General features: G+C 62.4%; 15 protein-coding genes. 2 read left to right on the top strand and 13 right to left on the bottom strand.

Annotated elements, in window-relative coordinates; translation table 11 throughout:
* Positions 1-148 precede the first annotated feature (148 nt).
* On the top strand, positions 149-748 hold the full coding sequence (locus LOY35_RS16255) for a LysE family translocator (RefSeq protein ID WP_258624787.1): 600 nt from the start codon (positions 149-151) through the stop codon (positions 746-748).
* 83 nt (positions 749-831) lie between these two features.
* Here the strand turns inward: LOY35_RS16255 and LOY35_RS16250 are convergent, their stop codons facing one another.
* Both LOY35_RS16250 and LOY35_RS16245 read right to left on the bottom strand, forming a co-directional pair.
* The gene (locus LOY35_RS16250; protein ID WP_258624786.1) at positions 832-1,566 is read right to left on the bottom strand and encodes a LuxR family transcriptional regulator; all 735 of its coding nucleotides are present in this window, start codon (positions 1,564-1,566) and stop codon (positions 832-834) included.
* A 130-nt stretch (positions 1,567-1,696) separates the two neighbouring features.
* Positions 1,697-4,354 (bottom strand): excinuclease ABC subunit UvrA, encoded by a 2,658-nt coding sequence (locus tag LOY35_RS16245; protein ID WP_258624783.1) that lies wholly within the window; start codon positions 4,352-4,354, stop codon positions 1,697-1,699.
* 203 nt (positions 4,355-4,557) lie between these two features.
* Between LOY35_RS16245 and LOY35_RS16240 the strand changes: the two genes are divergently transcribed.
* Positions 4,558-6,024: a hypothetical protein gene (locus tag LOY35_RS16240; RefSeq protein ID WP_258624779.1), complete on the top strand. Its 1,467-nt coding sequence runs from the start codon at positions 4,558-4,560 to the stop codon at positions 6,022-6,024.
* A gap of 328 nt (positions 6,025-6,352) precedes the next feature.
* On the opposite strand, the gene LOY35_RS16235 is transcribed toward LOY35_RS16240, so the two are convergent.
* The 11 genes from LOY35_RS16235 to LOY35_RS16185 form a co-directional block, all read right to left on the bottom strand.
* Positions 6,353-7,849, bottom strand: a complete 1,497-nt coding sequence (locus tag LOY35_RS16235) for a nitrite reductase (protein WP_258624776.1) — start codon at positions 7,847-7,849, stop codon at positions 6,353-6,355.
* On the bottom strand, positions 7,846-8,685 hold the full coding sequence (cobA, locus tag LOY35_RS16230) for a uroporphyrinogen-III C-methyltransferase (protein ID WP_258624773.1): 840 nt from the start codon (positions 8,683-8,685) through the stop codon (positions 7,846-7,848). The genes LOY35_RS16235 and cobA overlap by 4 nt, the downstream gene beginning before the upstream one ends.
* 25 nt (positions 8,686-8,710) lie before the next feature.
* Positions 8,711-9,892, bottom strand: a complete 1,182-nt coding sequence (gene nirJ, locus LOY35_RS16225) for a heme d1 biosynthesis radical SAM protein NirJ (protein WP_258624769.1) — start codon at positions 9,890-9,892, stop codon at positions 8,711-8,713.
* A gap of 153 nt (positions 9,893-10,045) precedes the next feature.
* Entirely contained in the window at positions 10,046-10,579 is a 534-nt protein-coding gene (locus LOY35_RS16220) for an Lrp/AsnC family transcriptional regulator (RefSeq protein ID WP_258624768.1), read from the bottom strand.
* Positions 10,554-10,997, bottom strand: a complete 444-nt coding sequence (locus LOY35_RS16215; RefSeq protein ID WP_258624765.1) for an Lrp/AsnC family transcriptional regulator — start codon at positions 10,995-10,997, stop codon at positions 10,554-10,556. Before LOY35_RS16215 ends, LOY35_RS16220 begins: the two co-directional genes overlap by 26 nt.
* A complete protein-coding gene (locus LOY35_RS16210; RefSeq protein ID WP_258624764.1) occupies positions 10,990-11,502 on the bottom strand; it encodes an AsnC family protein in 513 nt (170 codons plus the stop codon). The genes LOY35_RS16215 and LOY35_RS16210 overlap by 8 nt, the downstream gene beginning before the upstream one ends.
* Positions 11,499-11,957 carry an Lrp/AsnC family transcriptional regulator gene (locus LOY35_RS16205; protein ID WP_258624762.1) on the bottom strand — a complete coding sequence of 153 codons (459 nt, stop codon included), beginning with the start codon at positions 11,955-11,957 and terminating at the stop codon, positions 11,499-11,501. Before LOY35_RS16205 ends, LOY35_RS16210 begins: the two co-directional genes overlap by 4 nt.
* A gap of 2 nt (positions 11,958-11,959) precedes the next feature.
* Entirely contained in the window at positions 11,960-13,138 is a 1,179-nt protein-coding gene (locus tag LOY35_RS16200) for a cytochrome D1 domain-containing protein (RefSeq protein WP_258624759.1), read from the bottom strand.
* Complete coding sequence (locus LOY35_RS16195) at positions 13,135-13,464, bottom strand: cytochrome c (RefSeq protein WP_258624752.1); 330 nt, start codon at positions 13,462-13,464, stop codon at positions 13,135-13,137. The genes LOY35_RS16200 and LOY35_RS16195 overlap by 4 nt, the downstream gene beginning before the upstream one ends.
* A gap of 265 nt (positions 13,465-13,729) precedes the next feature.
* Entirely contained in the window at positions 13,730-14,041 is a 312-nt protein-coding gene (locus tag LOY35_RS16190; protein ID WP_047702838.1) for a c-type cytochrome, read from the bottom strand.
* A gap of 24 nt (positions 14,042-14,065) precedes the next feature.
* A complete protein-coding gene (locus tag LOY35_RS16185) occupies positions 14,066-15,745 on the bottom strand; it encodes a cytochrome D1 domain-containing protein (protein ID WP_408981158.1) in 1,680 nt (559 codons plus the stop codon).
* Positions 15,746-15,935 lie beyond the last annotated feature (190 nt).

Below are 15,935 nucleotides of genomic sequence, written 5' to 3'. Positions count from 1 at the left end.
AATACGATGCCGTCGTAGCATTAGTGTAACTGCTCTAAGTGTGAAAAATTGGTCTGACGTCATACAACTAAAAAGTTGATGTTGTATGAAGAGGGCCGGTCCGAACCTGAAAAGATGAGCCATCGTGGCTCCTGGCATGGATGATCTTATGTCTTATATCGCGTTTTCACTGATGACTGTCCTGTTGGTTCCGGGACCGACTAATTCATTGCTGCTGCAAACCGGAATAAAGAGAGGGCTGAACGCTCGCTCCATGAGGTTTGTCGTGGCGGAGTGGCTGGCTTATGTCATCCAGATGACGATGTGGGGAGTTTCCATCGATCTCCTGATGACTGAGCATTCCTGGGTGGTTATTGCGACAAAGTTCTTTGCTGTGTGTTTTTTGTTTTATATTTCCCTGAAACTTTGGTTCTCGGTAAAAGACCATCTGCCTGGCGACTCGGTAGGCATCAATGTGCCTGACCTGTTCGTGGCGACGCTGACCAATCCGAAAGGGCTGTTCTTCGTTTCCTTTGTTGCGCCGACCGGAACGTTTTTGTCACTGAGCGACTACTTGCCATTCATGATGTTGTTCACGGCTATCATATTTCCGGTCGGGCTGGTCTGGATCGCGATTGGGGCATTCTGCGGACGTAAACTCCACACCATCGTTTCCGGCCGGTTTTTGAGTCGGGCCATTTCGCTGGTGATTGGTTTGTTCGCGTGCGGCATGCTTTTCAACATTGCATCACAAGTAGTGTTCGCCTGAGGGGCGTAACTGCGGTAATGCCAGGTATGGCGTCGGATCTCGATAAGATCGTCGCCAGAGGGGAGAGGTATAGAGGAAAGGGGTCAAACGAAGTTCAGTTGCACCGCTTTGATCATAGCTTGCTTGACATTGGTGCAATCCATTTTTTCGGTCATCTGCTTGGCGTGAAACTTCACCGTTCGCTCGGTGATATTCATGATCAGGCCGATCTCCTTGTAGTTTTTTCCCAACGCGAGCCAGCGCAGGAATTCAATTTCCCTGGGCGATAGTTTCAAGTTGCTTTCAATGCTGGTTGTCACGGGCCGATATTGATTGGCGATGACGCTGAGGGTTTTGATGATGAACAGATTCGAGCGGACGATGAGGGGGAAGTCGGGATCATTCTCTTCTGAAGACAGGTGAAGTGAACCGAATGCCCGACCGGGTTCATGGATGGGAACGGTGTAACCCTGTTTGATGCCGTAGGAGGCTGACTGGTCGAATATCTCGGGATTGTTGTCTAGTTCCGCCGGTATTTCATTCCAGAAAAAAGGTGTTGCCGTGATGGCCGTGTTGGCCATGACCGGATCTGATTTGTAGAGTGAGTTCTTGCGGTAGGTATCCACCCATTCGGATGGATAGTTGCTGTAGATGGAAATCTTGGAGCTGTTGAGCGGCGTAGGTTCAAGATGGACGTAAGCGAACTTGTCAATCCCCAGTTTGGAGAATATCCACCCCAGTATCTCGGTGTACTCCTCTTCGCTCACACCCGAGATGTTGTTCTCCACTTCCTGGATCAAATTGAACAGATGGCTTGAAATGGGCTTGAATGATGCCATTGTGCCTCCTGGCAAGTACGGTCTCACACCGTGGGCAGCGAGACCGCTAGTTAAACTACACGTACTGAAACGATTAACTGGAACGCAGTATAGACAGCTTTTCCGACACAGCCAGTGGCATTAAAAAAGCTTAATGTTCACGCTGCAGCGCACTTTTCAGGAACCCTGCCGTTCGACTTTGCGCACAGTCGGCCACCTGGCCCGGCGTTCCGCAAGCCACTACTTTTCCTCCCTGGGAACCTGCTCCCGGACCGATATCGATGACCCAGTCGCTTTGCGCCACCACCCGCATATCGTGCTCCACCACGACCACCGTGTGGCCGTCATCCGCTAGGCGATTCAACTGCACGAGCAGGCGATCGACATCTTGGGGGTGCAAGCCATTGGTTGGTTCATCCAATACATACAACGTCGCCCCTCGGGCTTTACGCTGCAGTTCCGTCGCCAGCTTGATGCGCTGGGCCTCGCCGCCGGACAGCTCCGTGGCCGGTTGACCCAGGCGCAGGTAGCCTAATCCGATATCCTGCAGGACCTGCAATGCACGTCGTGGCGCCGCTTGTCCGGCAAATGCCTCGAGCGCCTGGTTGACGGTCAATTGCAACACCTGCGCGATGTTCAGTCCCTGCCAGTTCACGGTCAGCGTCTGTGGGTTGTAGCGCGCACCATGGCAGGTCGGGCAGGGGGCATATACGCTGGGCATGAACAACAACTCGACACTGACGAAGCCTTCGCCTTCACAGGTTTCGCAACGGCCCTTGGCGACGTTGAAGGAAAACCTCCCGGCATCGAATCCCTGTTCGCGGGCCTGCTGCGTTGCGGCAAACAACTTGCGCACGTGGTCGAACAACCCGGTGTAGGTGGCGAGGTTGGAACGCGGTGTACGGCCGATGGGTTTCTGGTCCACCCGGACCAGGCGCTTGATGGTGTCGAGCCCGCCGGCGACACGTCCGTCGCTGGTCTGTTCGGGTTCGTCTTCCAGGCTTGCCTCATCCGGTTCGGGGTCGTGGCTGGCCAGGCCCAGGTGGGTGCCCACCAGGTCCAGCAGGGCCTGGCTGACCAGGCTGGATTTACCGGAGCCGGAAATGCCGGTCACGGCCGTGAAGCAGCCGAGGGGAAAAGCAACGCTCAGATTGTCGAGATTGTTGCGGGTGATGCCCTCCAGGCGCAGCCAGTCGGCGGGTGTTCGCGAGCTGCGCGGGGCAAGAGTCTGTTCGGCAAAGAGATAAGCGCGGGTTCGCGATTCCGGCACTTGGGCAAGACCGCCAGGCGGGCCACTGTAGAGAATCTTGCCACCTTGTTCGCCGGCATCCGGGCCCACGTCGATCAGCCAGTCGGCGCGGCGCATGGTGTCCAGGTCGTGTTCGACCACGAACACCGAATTACCCGCGGCCTTGAGGCGTTGCAGGGCGTCGAACAGGGCTTCGCTGTCGGCAGGGTGCAGGCCGGCGGAAGGTTCGTCCAGCACATAGATCACCCCGAACAGTTGGGAGTTGAGCTGGGTCGCCAGGCGCAGGCGTTGCAGCTCGCCGGAGGACAGCGTCGGGGTGCTGCGCTCCAGGGCCAGATAGCCCAGGCCGAGGTCGATCAGGGTGACGATCCGCTCCAGCAGTTCGGCGGCAATGCGCTGGGCGGCCAAGCGTTTTTCCAGCGACAGGTTGGGCGTATGGCGTGCGTCCGGCCCGCCTGCGTGGGGGTTGTCACCCCTGGCGGCACGTTGCTCGCGAGCCTCTCTGGTTTGCCGGTGGGTGAGGACCCCGGTCGATTCTTCGGGTTGCTCCAGATAATCCGGAGCCGTGACACCCTTGAGCACATCGGCCAGTTCCAACAGGGAAAGATGCGACAGCTCGGCGATGTCCAGGCCGGCAAACGTCACGGTCAGCGCCTCGCGCTTGAGACGTTTGCCCGCGCATTCGGGGCAGGCACTGGCGCGCATGTACTGCGCCACGCGTTTGCGCATCTGCGCGCTTTGCGATTGCATGAAGGTGTGCAGCAGGTAGCGCCGGGCGCCACTGAACGTGCCCTGGTAACTGGGTTCGAGTTTGCGCTTGAGAGCGGCGCGGGTCTGGGCCGGCGTCAGCCCGGCGTACACAGGGACGGTGGGTGTTTCTTCGGTGAAGAGGATCCAGTCGCGCTGCTTTTTCGGCAAGTCGCGCCACGGGATATCGACGTCATAGCCCAGGGTCACCAGGATATCCCGCAGGTTCTGGCCCTGCCAGGCCATCGGCCAGGCCGCGACGGCGCGCTCGCGGATGGTCAGCGAAGGGTCCGGCACCATGGACTCCTCGGTCACTTCGTAGACCCGGCCCAGGCCATGGCATTGCGGACACGCGCCCTGTGGCGTATTGGGCGAGAAGTCCTCGGCATAAAGCATCGGCTGGTCGGCCGGATAGCTGCCCGCCCGGGAGTACAACATGCGAATCAGGCTCGACAAGGTGGTGACGCTGCCCACCGAGGATCGCGCACTGGGCGTGCCGCGTTGCTGCTGCAAAGCCACCGCCGGCGGCAGCCCTTCGATGCTGCCCACGTCCGGCACGCCCACCTGGTCGATCAGACGTCGCGCATACGGCGCGACGGATTCGAAATAGCGGCGCTGGGCTTCGGCGTAGATCGTCGAGAAGGCCAGCGACGACTTTCCGGATCCCGACACGCCGGTAAACACCACCAGGGCATCGCGGGGGATATCGACATCAATGTTCTTGAGATTGTGTTCGCGGGCGCCACGCACCCGGACGAAACCGCTGTACTCGGGCGGTGGGGCAGAGCTGTCCAGGCTGACGCGTGGGGGCATCGGGTGTTCCTTGTAGTTCAGTGCGACCTTAACCCGTTGAGGCTGCGCGGCGAAACTGCATCGCTCGGCAAATGCAAAATGCAGCCTGAGTCACAGCGATGAAATCATGCGACAGGCTTTAGCGGTTTTCGTGCGATAAAAATTTACTGGCGTTGAAAGAAATGAGAAAAGCTTCTCATTTTTCCGATGGATATGGACCTTTCATGCCTCGATCAAAACTGTTCGTCACTCTGTTTGCCGCGCTGTTGGGCGCCGCCGGGCTGTGGTACATGTGGATGCTGACCAGCGCCAAGCTGGAGTGGGGCGGTGCCAGTCCAGACCAGCAACAGCTCGGATCGGTGAAGGATACCCGGCTGCGAGCGATGACCCAGTATTGCACGGGCGTCGTCGTGACCGCGCAAGGTACCTGGCTGGTCGGACGCCTGGATGGTGATGCCAGCCAGTTGAACCCCGGTGCCGAGGTGGTGAACCTGGACACCGTGGTCTATGGCAGACCGAAAGCGCCAGAGCCGGAGGGGTTTTACGCCAACCTCATCGTCCGTGAAGAGGAAACCTCCTTCATTTCACGCCTGGATGCCCAGGGGCAGTTCCAACTGGTGGCTCACGTCAGTGGCGCGGCTTGCCTGGTCGCCAGTCCGGACGGCGCCAGTGTATTCCTGCTGACCGGTCTTGACCGGCCTGAAAGTGCCAGTGGCGACGACATCAACCAGACCGTGGTCTTGCGCAGCGACGATCAAGGCAAGCGCTGGACCTGGTTGAGCAAAGGCTGGTTTGCCGGTGCCGACCAGTTGGCCTGGAGCCTGAAGCCATATTTTCACGGCGCTGACGAAGTCTGGGCCTGGGGCCGGCCGGCCACGGCGGATGACTTCGGCGGCGAGGCGACCCCGGGAGCCGTTCCCACCGGGGTCTTCTACTCTGCCGATCGTGGCATGAGCAGCACACCGGTCATGGCGTCCGAGTCGTTGCTGGTGTCCGCTGAGTCAGTGCAGGAAAAACACCCCGATATTACTCAATGGCACACCGACCTGGGCGAGCAAGGGGATGTGCGAACCAATGTCCTGCAACTGGATGCCCAGCATGCCTTCATCTGGGTGTCCCAGCGCTTTTGGGCCAGCAATCCCGATGGTGTCGGCAACAACCTCGCGTTCAACCTGACCACCCGCGCCCGTTTGCAGCGTGAAGCGGGGGAGTGGCGAGTAGTGGAGCTGCGGCGTGAAGACAATCTGTTTATCAGCAAGCTGATCCAGAACGACAGCGGACGGGTCGTCGGACTGATCGACCAGGGCAACCGTGGCCGCGACCTCATCGCCGAACTGGACACCCGCGCGCTGACCTGGCGCACCTTGAGCGAGCTGCCCAGCGCGTTTGCACCCCTGGCCTCGGAGAGCCGGGTGCGCGAGGAGAATTTCTGGGTCGGGCAAAACAGCTTGCTGATCAACACCTCCAGCAGACACCACCCGCCGCGCTGGCTCTACTGGTGGTCGGACGCGACCATTTCGGCCGACGGGGTGTTCTATTCCAACGACTGGGGCCAGTCCTGGAAGCGCCTGGACATTGATGGTTACCTGGGCGTTGTCGGGTTTCAGCCGGCTCAGGACCGGGTGATCTGGGGCAACGGCAATTGGTACGACAATAATGATGGCGGGCTTTATTCCTATGGGTTGCACTGAATGAATGGCTGATCGGCGTTGTCTGTCTGGCGCTTCGCGAGCAGGCTCGCTCCCACAGTGGATTTGCGGTGGATGCGGTATCGAAGCCTAGCGCCGGACCCTGTGGGAGCCGGGCTTGCCCGCGATAGCGGTGGCAGGGGCAACATAGGGGCAGGCTGGACCGACGCCTTCGCGAGCAAGCCCGCTCCCACAGTGGATTTTGCGGTGGATGGGGTATTGATGCCGGGCGCCGGACCTGTGGGAGCGAGCCTGCTCGCGATAGCGGTGGCAGGGGCAAGCATAGAGGCGGGCTGAGCTCGGGGGGCCCTCGTTAACGATTTACCGCTGTTCAGTGGGATGTCCCTTCGACAAACTCGATCTTGTTGCCGACGTTGTACTTGCCCGAAGGCTTGTTCATGGGCAGGCGCTTGATTTCCTCGAGTGTATTGCTGTCATACACGATCAGCGCACCGTCGGTGTCCCAGATGCTCAGCAGCAGATGACGGCCGTCACGGGTGAACTCGACGTGGGCGGCGGTCTTGCCGGGCATGGGGCGCAGGGTGCGGGCGATTTCCAGGGTCTGTTTGTCGATCAGGTGAATGGCATCGTTGCCCTGGGCGAAAAATACGTCGGTCCAGGCGTAGCGGGAATTGGCATGGCTGCGCAGGAAGAACCCCGGTCCCAGGGTCGGAATCTGCTTGATGACTTTCCAGGTGTCGAGGTCGATCACCGACACCAGTCCCTTGCTGATATTGGGCGTCGCGAACAGCCAGCGCCCGTCGCGTTTCCAATAGGTGCCCGAGCCCAGATGAGGCATCCCCGGCAAGGCGATGTCGGTCACCACCCGGCCGGAGTCCAGGTCGATCACCTGTCCGCCCTGGGCCTGGCGGGAGGTGGCGAGCAACTGGCGGTAATCGGGCGAGAAGGAAAAATCATCCAGTTGGTCCTGGACCTCGATGCGCCTTGGCACGAAGTCCGGCTTCGGACCGGTGGACAGCTCCCAGACTTCCTTCACATCCTTCAAGGCGACGATGAAACTGTTGCGCGGCGGGGCAGTGTAGACCGCGCTGACCCGCGAAGCCTGGCCATCGCGGCCCACCGTCTCGATCATCTTCACCAGCGACAGGTCCCGGGCATCCAGCACCGCGAGATTGCCGGGCAGGTAATTGCCCACCAGCACCCAGCGACCGTCCTTGCTCACCGCCAGATTGCGGGTATTGAGCCCGGCGCGCACCTCGGCGATCAGCTTGAGATTGTGCAGGTCATACAGGCTGATCCAGCCGTCCCGGGACGCCAGGTAGACGAAGCGCCCGTCAGGGGAAAACTTCGGCCCGCCATGCACGGCAAAATGTGAGGCGAAGCGGGCCAGCACTTCGAAGCGATCGCCATCGACGATGTCGACATGATGATCGCCGGCTTCCACCACCACGAACAGGTTCAACGGATCGGCGTTGTGCTGGGGCTTGTCGGAAAGGGTTGCGACATCCGCCAGCATGCGGTGGCTGTGGCGGATGTCCTCTTCGCTCCAGGTCGGCTCGACGGCGGGCGGACGCTGGAGGTAATGGGTCAGGCTGTCGATCCGCGCGGGTTCGAGCACCGCGCCGAACGCCGCCATCTGGCTCGCCGGGCGACCGTTCTCGATCACCTGGCGGATTTCGTCGGGTTTGATCCGGCTCAGGCTCTGGGGCAATAGCGCGGGCCCGGCGCCGCCGATGCGATTGACGCCATGGCATTGTTGGCAGTGCTGCTGGTAATCGCGCTCGGCCTGTTCCCGGTCCGGCCCGCCGCTCACGCTGCCGTGGGCCGCGCTGATCCACAGCAATGATGTCAGCCACCAGCACCTCATGGCGCCACCTTCGACAATTGAGGCCGGGTGGGTAGGGGCAGCAGGCGCGCCGGATGATGCAGCGGTTGCTGGGCGAACAGCCCGACCACCTGGCCGATCACCGTCAGGGTCGGCAGGCCTTCGGCGCAACGCCTTGCCAACTCCGGCAGTTGCGCGAGGGTGCCGCGCAGCACTTGCTGGTCGGGGCGGGTGCCGTTGCTGACCAGTGCCGCCGGGGTGTCGGCTGCCAGGCCGGCCTCCATCAACCGCGCGGCAATGGTGCCCAGGTTCGACAGCCCCATATAGAACACCAGGGTCTGGCTGGCCTCCGCCAGGCTTTGCCACGGCAGGTCCAGGTCGCCTTCGCGTTGCAGATGGCCGGTGATGAAGCGACAGGAGTTGACCAGGTCGCGATGGGTCAGCGGGATGCCGGCGTAGGCACTGCAACCGGACGCGGCGGTGATGCCGGGTATCACCTGGCAATCGATGCCACGGGCCAGCAGGTATTCCAGTTCCTCGGCGCCACGGCCGAAAATGAACGGATCGCCACCCTTGAGCCGGACCACCCGTTGGCCCTGGTCGGCGAGATCGGCGAGCAGCTCATTGATTTGCGGTTGGGGCAGGCTGTGGCAGCCAGCCGCCTTGCCGACATAATGCCGGGCGCACGGCAATGGGATCAGGCTCAGCAATTGTGGGCTGATCAGGCGGTCGTAAACCACCGCATCGGCCTGCATCAACAGGCTCCAGGCGCGCAGCGTCAACAGGCCAGGGTCACCGGGGCCGGCGCCGACCAGAGCGACTTCGCCCGGTCTGAAGGGGGATTGCAACGCCGCGGGTAGAACGAGGGGGACGGGCATGGGGTTTCCTTGGTTCGGACTCAAGTTATCGGGTGCAAGGCATCGCCACGCTGGGGATCGCATCCAGGCCAATTTCCTCGTCGCTGAGATGGCAGCCGGGGTCCTGGCCCCACAGGTCGCCATTGGCCCAGGCGCGGGTGCGGGTGTTGCCGTTGCAGATCGCCAGCCAGCGACATTGTCCGCAGCGACCTCCGACAGTTCGCGGATGCTCGCGCAGTTTCAGCAGAAGCGCGTCGGGGCGCTCCAGCCAGAGGGTCTTGAACGGCGTCTGGCGGACATTGCCCACCGAGTGCTGCCACCAGTAGGTGTCGGGGTGGACCTCGCCGGTGTTGTCGATATTGGCGATACCACTGCCCGAGGCATTGCCGCCCCAGGCCCGCAGCATCCGCTCCAGTTCGGCGCAGTGGTGAGGCTGACGGCGGGCGATCCATTGCAGCAGCAGGATCGCATCGGCGTCATTGTTGCCGCTGACGAAATCACTCTCGCGGCCCTGTTCGATGTCGCTCCAGGCCCGCTCGAAGATCATCGTCATGGCTTCGCGACTCATCTGTTGATGGGCATCGAGCTTGCGGCTGCGCTTGCCCCGGCCGCTGTAGTTGAGGTGCGACAGATAGAACTTCTGCACGTCGTACTCATTCATCAGGTCCAGGAGCCGGGGCAGTTGGGCATGGTTTTGCTGGGTCAGGGTGGTGCGCAGTCCGACCCGGATCCCTCGCTCACGGCAGAGTCGGATGGCGGCCATGGAGCGGGCGAAGCTGCCTTTGAGCTGGCGGAAGGCATCGTGGGTCGCTTCCAGGCCGTCGATGCTGATGCCGACGTAGTCGAAGTTCGCGGCGCGGATCTGCTCGATATTGCTCGGGTCGATGAGCGTGCCGTTGGTGGACAGGGCGAGGAAGAAGCCTTTGTCGCGGGCATGGGCGCTGAGCTGGAACAGGTCCTCGCGCAACAGGGGTTCGCCGCCGGAGAGGATCAGTACGCGCACACCGGCGTCATGCAGGTCGTTGATAACCTTGAGCGCGGCGGCAGTGTCCAGCTCGTCGCGAAACACGCTGTCGGCCGAGGTGGCGTAGCAGTGCTTGCAGGTCAGGTTGCAGCGCCTGAGCAGGTTCCAGATCACCACCGGCGCCCGGCTGCTGCCCGCGGGTGCGGTGCGTGGGGCGGGGCACTGGCCGGCCAGGGCGCGCAGATAGTGGCTGATCCTCAACATGGTCGCTCCTTCCGATACACGAGTTCTCGATCTATGGGCTCAGTGCACAAACCTGTGGAAGCAAAGCTTGCTCGCGACTGGGGCAAGTCAGTCGACTGCTATTGGCTGTTCCACCGCCATCGCGAGCAAGCTTTGCTCCTACAGGGTTGTGGTTTAACTGACCGGCGTCAGGCGCAGGCCGGTTTTCTTCAGGATGCGGCTGCTCACCAGCATGTCGTCGGCGGCACAGGCATCTCCCAGCAGGTAGCGCAGATGGTCGCGGTAGCTGTCGATTTCCGCGCGGCTGCGGCCATGGACCATGGCGAACAGGTTGTAGCGCCAGCCAGGCCTGCGCGGACGCCGGTAGCAGTGGCTGACGAAGGGCTGCGCGCCCAGCAGCGAGCCAAGGCGCGGCATGTCGGCGTCGGCGACGTCCCAGACGGTCATGCCGTTATGGCGATAGCCCAGGCGGTAGTGGTTGGGAACGGCAGCGATGCGGCGGATGGCGCCTTCGGCCTGCAGGCGTTTGAGCAGGTCGAGGGTGGATTCCACGCTCAGTCCCAACTGTTCCGCGAGCCAGGCCCAAGGGTCTTCCAGCAGCGGCAGACCTTCCTGGGTCAGTTCGACCAGTCGCCGCGCCAGGGATGTTTCACTCAACGGCGGTGGTGCTTGCAGCGACGGTTCAGACGGGGAAATACAGGCCGACATGGTAAGTCTCCTCCTTGGGCAGGTTCAGCGGCACCAGGCCGGTCAGGCGCTCGATGCGCAACAGGCTGGCGCGAATCGCCTGTGCACTGGCGCAGGCCAGCACGAACCACATGTTCAGGTGGTGTTCGCGGCGATAGTTGTGGGCCACCTCGGGCATCGCCGCGAGCTGCTCGGCAACGGCTTCGAAACGGGCGTCGGGCACTGCCAGCGCCGCCAGGGTGAACGCACCGCCCAGGCGGTCGACATCGAACATCGGGCCGAAGCGGGTGAGCACGCCGTCGTTGAGCAATTCGTGCAGCCGGTCGAGCAGTTCGGCGCTGCTGCTGTCCAGCTCAAGGGCCAATGCCTGCCAAGGCTGGCGCACCAACGGCAGGCCCAGTTGCAGGCGGTTGATCAGGCGTCGGTCGAGGTCATCCATCAATACGGGCTCCTGCCGGAGCGGTGAAGCGTCCACCGCATTGCTTGAACAGCTGGGTGCTGAACAGCAGCTGGTGGGGCAGATCGTCCAGCAAGTGCTCGGCCAGCAATGCCTGGACCTGGGCCTCGACCCGGTCACGCTGACGACCGTGGATCATGCAGAACAGGTTGTACTGCCACTGGGGCAGGCGCCGTGGTCGCTGGTAGCACAGGTTGATGCCCGGGGCTTTGCCGAGGCGGCGACCGACTTCATCCACCAACGCGTCCGGCACATCCAGCACCAGCATGGCGTTGGCGGCAAAACCCAAGGCCCGGTGGTTGACCACCAGGCCGACCCGGCGAAACAGGCCTTGTCCCTGCCATTGCCGTATCTGCTCGAGCACCTGTCGTTCGTCGGCGTCGATCTGTTCAGCCAGGACCTGGAAGGGGCGTGGCGTCAGGGGCAGGCCGCTCTCCAGGAGACGGCGCAGCGCCAGCGATTGCTGTTCGCTCAACGGTTTGTTCATGGGGTGGCCTCCAGGACAAAGCCCAGGTTGATGCGGTAGGCGGTGAGCATGGGCAGGTCCAGCGGTGTCAGGCCGGTGTCGCTCTCCAGTTCCCGGAGAACGTTTTCCAGATGCGCGCGGTCGGGGCCGGTGAGGACGAACCACAGGTTGTAGCGATGCTCCCGGGCATAGTTGTGATTGACCTCGGGATATTGGCTGACGCGGGCGGCCACCTGTTGCAAGCGGTCCTCGGGCACGGCCAGGGCCGCCAGGGTGCTGGCACCGGCCCGGGAATGCTCGAACACCGGGCCGACCCGGTACAGGGTGCCGGCCACTTGCAGGTGTTGCAGGCAGTCAAGGACTTGGGCTTCGCTGCAACCGAGGGCGTCGGCCATCGCCCGATAGGGTTCGGCGCACAACGGCATGCCATGCTGGAAACGGTCGATCAGGCGACGGGCCAGTGAATTCCCGATCATGCTCAATACCCCGGTTTATGCGCGCGACTGCTGAAGAAAATGCCGCTGGGACTGAGAGCGGGCAGGGTCGCGAGGCGTTCGAGTCGGTAAGGGTCCCAGACCTGTACCTCGTTGCCGTCCCGAATCGACAGCCACACCTGGTCGCCGCGAGCGGTGAATTCCATGTGCAGCACCGCCGGTCCCGGCCGCAGATCGGCCACGATGGCATGGGTCTGGATGTCGATGACCTGGACCCGGTCGTTGTCCGGATAAGCGAAGTTGACCCACAACTGCCGGGCGTCCGGTCGTGCCGTGACAAATACCGGCTGGCCGGCCACGGCGATGGTGTCGGTCTGCTGCCAGTCACGGGCATCCATCACCAGCACCTGGTGATGCCCTACGGCGGGGACGAAAGCCTGTCCGTCGGCCAAGGCCCAGCCTTCCAGGTGAGGCATCTTGTACACCGGGAGCCGCGCCTGACCGCGTCCGTAATGCCCCAGCACGCGCTTCACGCCGCGTTCCGGATGCCACAGGTCGAGCTGCGCCATGCCGTCCTCACCGAACAAACCGGCCATGTAGTAGCGGCCCTCGGGCGTGATCAGCGCGTCATAGGGCTGCTGGCCGATGGCGGTGAAGCGCTCGATGCGTGGTAGTGGGCCCTGGCTGAAGTCGGCGGTCCAGATTTCGCCGGTGTCGAACAGGCTGAACACGAAGCGCTGTCCCGGTGCGTCCACCAGACCGACCACCCGGGAGCGCTTGCTGCCGTCTGGCAAGGGCGTGGCCGGGATGTCGGCGATCTGTTCCAAGGTGCGGGCATCGAACACCTTGACGCCGCCGGGTTCGTAGTTGGAGACGGCAATCAGCTTGCCGTCCTGGCTGATCGCACCGCCAATGCTGTTGCCGCCCTGGAGGATGCGCCGCTCGATCCGCAAGGTCAGCAGGTCGACTTTGCTCAAGCCGCCGTCACGACCGAACACGTAGGCATAACGCTGATCGCGGGAGAACACCACTGACGCATGGGAGAGGTCGCCCAGCCCTTCGATACGACCGAGCGCGGTGCGCCGCTCGCTTTCGATGATCTGCAGGCTGCCGCTGGCGCGCTCCACCACCACACCGAGGTCGCCGGTGCCGCGCAGCGGTGTCTGGGCGCAGGCCGACAGCAACAACACCGCGGCTGAAAATGACAGGAGGGAACGGATCATGGGGCGGGTTTTCCTTGCAGGAGCCGGTCCACCAGCCAGCGGATGTCGTCAGGCCCGAGCAGCGGCGCCCAGCCGGGCATGGCACTGCCGGGGCGGCCTTGGGTGACGGTGGCGATGAGGTTGTCGCGGGGTTTTCCGGCCAGGGCGGCACGGGTCAGGGGCGGGCCGAGGCCGCCGGTCAGGTACAGGCCGTGGCAGGCGCCGCAGTCCTGGTCCAGCAGGTGTTGCAATTGGGCCTGGCGCTGGGGATCGGGGGTGGCCAGGGCGCAGGCAGAAAAGGCCAGGAGCAGGGCCGTCGTCCAGGTTGCAGCGCTGTGTCGTTCCATGACGTCCTCCTGAATTGAAAGGGTGCGAGCAACAACAATCATCTGTGGTGAGAGGATTGATCTGTGGCTAGGGGATTTATCTGTGGCGAGGGGATTTATCCCCGCTGGGCTGCGGAGCAGCCCCCAGAACCTGATGTCGCAGTGTGTCAGGCTGATGAGTGCCGCTTTTTTGTGGGGCTGCTCCGCAGCCCAGCGGGGATAAATCCCCTCGCCACAGATCCACTTGCTACAGATCCCCTCGCTACAAAGTGTCTCTCGCCAGGGGCTATTTAAGGCTCAACACCCATGCCGCCAGAACCTTGGCTTCCTCTTCGGTCACCGGATTCGCTGGCATCGGCATCGGCCCCCAGTTGCCTTGCGTCCCTTCCTTGATGTGCTTGGCGAGCACTTCCTGGGCCCCGGGGACGCTGGCGTTTTTCGCCGCGACGTCCTTGAGGGCCGGGCCTACCACCTTGGTGTCGATGGCATGGCAAGCCGCGCAGGGTTTGCTCTTGAACAGTGTCGGGCCATCCTCGGCCAGCGCCGGTTGCAGGCTGGAGAGGGCGGTCAGGGCCAACGCGATCAGAATAGGCTTCATGGTTTTTCCTCTTATTGATGGAGCTCAATAGATGTCATGTTGGGTGTTGTAGACGTTGAATTTCCCGGTCGGAGTGATCAGGCGCTTGTCTTTGATCACGTCCTTGACCTTGAGGGTCTTGTCGTCGATCACCACCAGTGCCGACTCGTCCTCCTGGCCGCTCCAGACCGAAAACCAGACCTCGTCGCCGGCCTTGTTGTATTCAGGCTGAACCACCCGCAGCGCGCCTTTCTTGATGCCCGCGTACTCGGCAATCGGCAGCACGGTGTAGCCGGCGTCGAGCTTGTCGATGTCGAACACCGCCACCGACTGACTGAGCTTGGCGTCGGGGCTCAAGGTGGTGTCCACATACAGGTGACGGGACTGGGGATGGGTCTTGATGAACAGTGAACCGCCGCCCTGGCCCTGCAGCGAGCCGACCTGTTTCCAGGCATATTGCGGGTGCTTGACCGGGTCGGTACCGATCATCGAAACCCCGGCATCGCCCAGGTGGCTGGTGGCCCAGACCGGTCCGTACAGCGGATGGTTGAAGTTGGCGCCGCGCCCCGGATGAGGGGTCTTGCCGACGTCCACCAGGGCGGTGAGCTTGCGTTCCTTGGAGTCGATCACTGCCACCTTGTTGGAGTTGTTGGCCGCCGTCATGAAGTAGCGATGACTGCTGTCCCAACCGCCGTCATGGAGGAACGGCGCGGCGTCGATGCTGGTGATGGTGAGGTTCTTGATGTCCTGGTAATTGACCAGCATCACCTTGCCGGTTTCCTTGACGTTGACGATGAATTCCGGCCACTCGTGGGAGGCGATGATGGCCGCCACACGCGGCTCGGGATGGTATTGCTGGGTGTCGACGGTCATGCCCCGGGTCGAGACGATCTGTTTCGGCTCCAGGGTTTCGCCGTCCATGATGGTGAACTGCGGCGGCCAGTAGGAACCGGCGATGGTGTACTTGTCTTCGTAGCCCTTGAACTTGGAGGTTTCCACCGAGCGGGCTTCGATGCCCACCTTGATCTCCGCGACCTTGGTCGGCTCTTTAGGCCACAGGTCGATCATGTCGATCCTGGCATCCCGGCCGATCACCAGCAGGTAGCGCCCCGACGCCGAGATGCGGGAAATGTGTACCGCGTAGCCGGTGTCGATCAGCTTGACGATTTTCTTGGTGTCGCCATCGATCAAGGCAATCTTGCCGTCATCGCGCAGGGTGACGGAAAACAGGTTTTGCAGGTTGAGGCTATTGAGCTGCCGGGTCGGCCGGTCCTCAGGCTTGACCAGCACTTTCCAGGTCTTGAGGGTTTGCGCCATGCCCCATTCCGGTGGCGTTGGCGGGGTGTGCTGGATGAACTTGGCCATGACCGTGATCTGGTCTTTGGTCAACGCATTGGAGGTGCCCCAGTTCGGCATGCCGGCGGCCGAGCCGTAGGTGATCAGCGCTTCCAGGTACGCCTGGCCACGTGCCTGGGTGATGTCCGGCGTCAGCGGTTTGCCGGTGGCGCCCTTGCGCAGTACGCCGTGGCAGCCGGCGCAGCGCTGGAAGTAGATTTCCTTGGCCGCGTCGAAGTCGGCGTGGCTCAGGTCCGGCGCGCCTTCGGTCTTGACCATGCGCGGTTGCTCCGGGGCGGCGGGTTGGTCGGCGAAGGCGTGGGGCGCGGCCAGCGCCGTACACAGCGCCGTGACCCTCAGGACCCACGATTTTTTGTGGCTGATCAGCATTCCATTTCTCCTCAGGCATGACCCGCGCTGCGCTGTAACGGATGTTCGGCGCGCAGGTTCCGGGTGCAATGCAAGGCTATTCCCTGCTCAGTGATTACTCGCTTGACCTCGATCAAGTTTGCCCGCCGAGTGCCTTGCCAGGTTGTCGCAGGGCCCCGTAGCGTGAGCGGTAATCGTATTGTTCAAGCAG

It is taken from the genome of Pseudomonas sp. B21-028 (assembly GCF_024749045.1).
Taxonomy (GTDB): domain Bacteria; phylum Pseudomonadota; class Gammaproteobacteria; order Pseudomonadales; family Pseudomonadaceae; genus Aquipseudomonas.
This window is presented reverse-complemented; position numbering and strand designations above follow the sequence as displayed.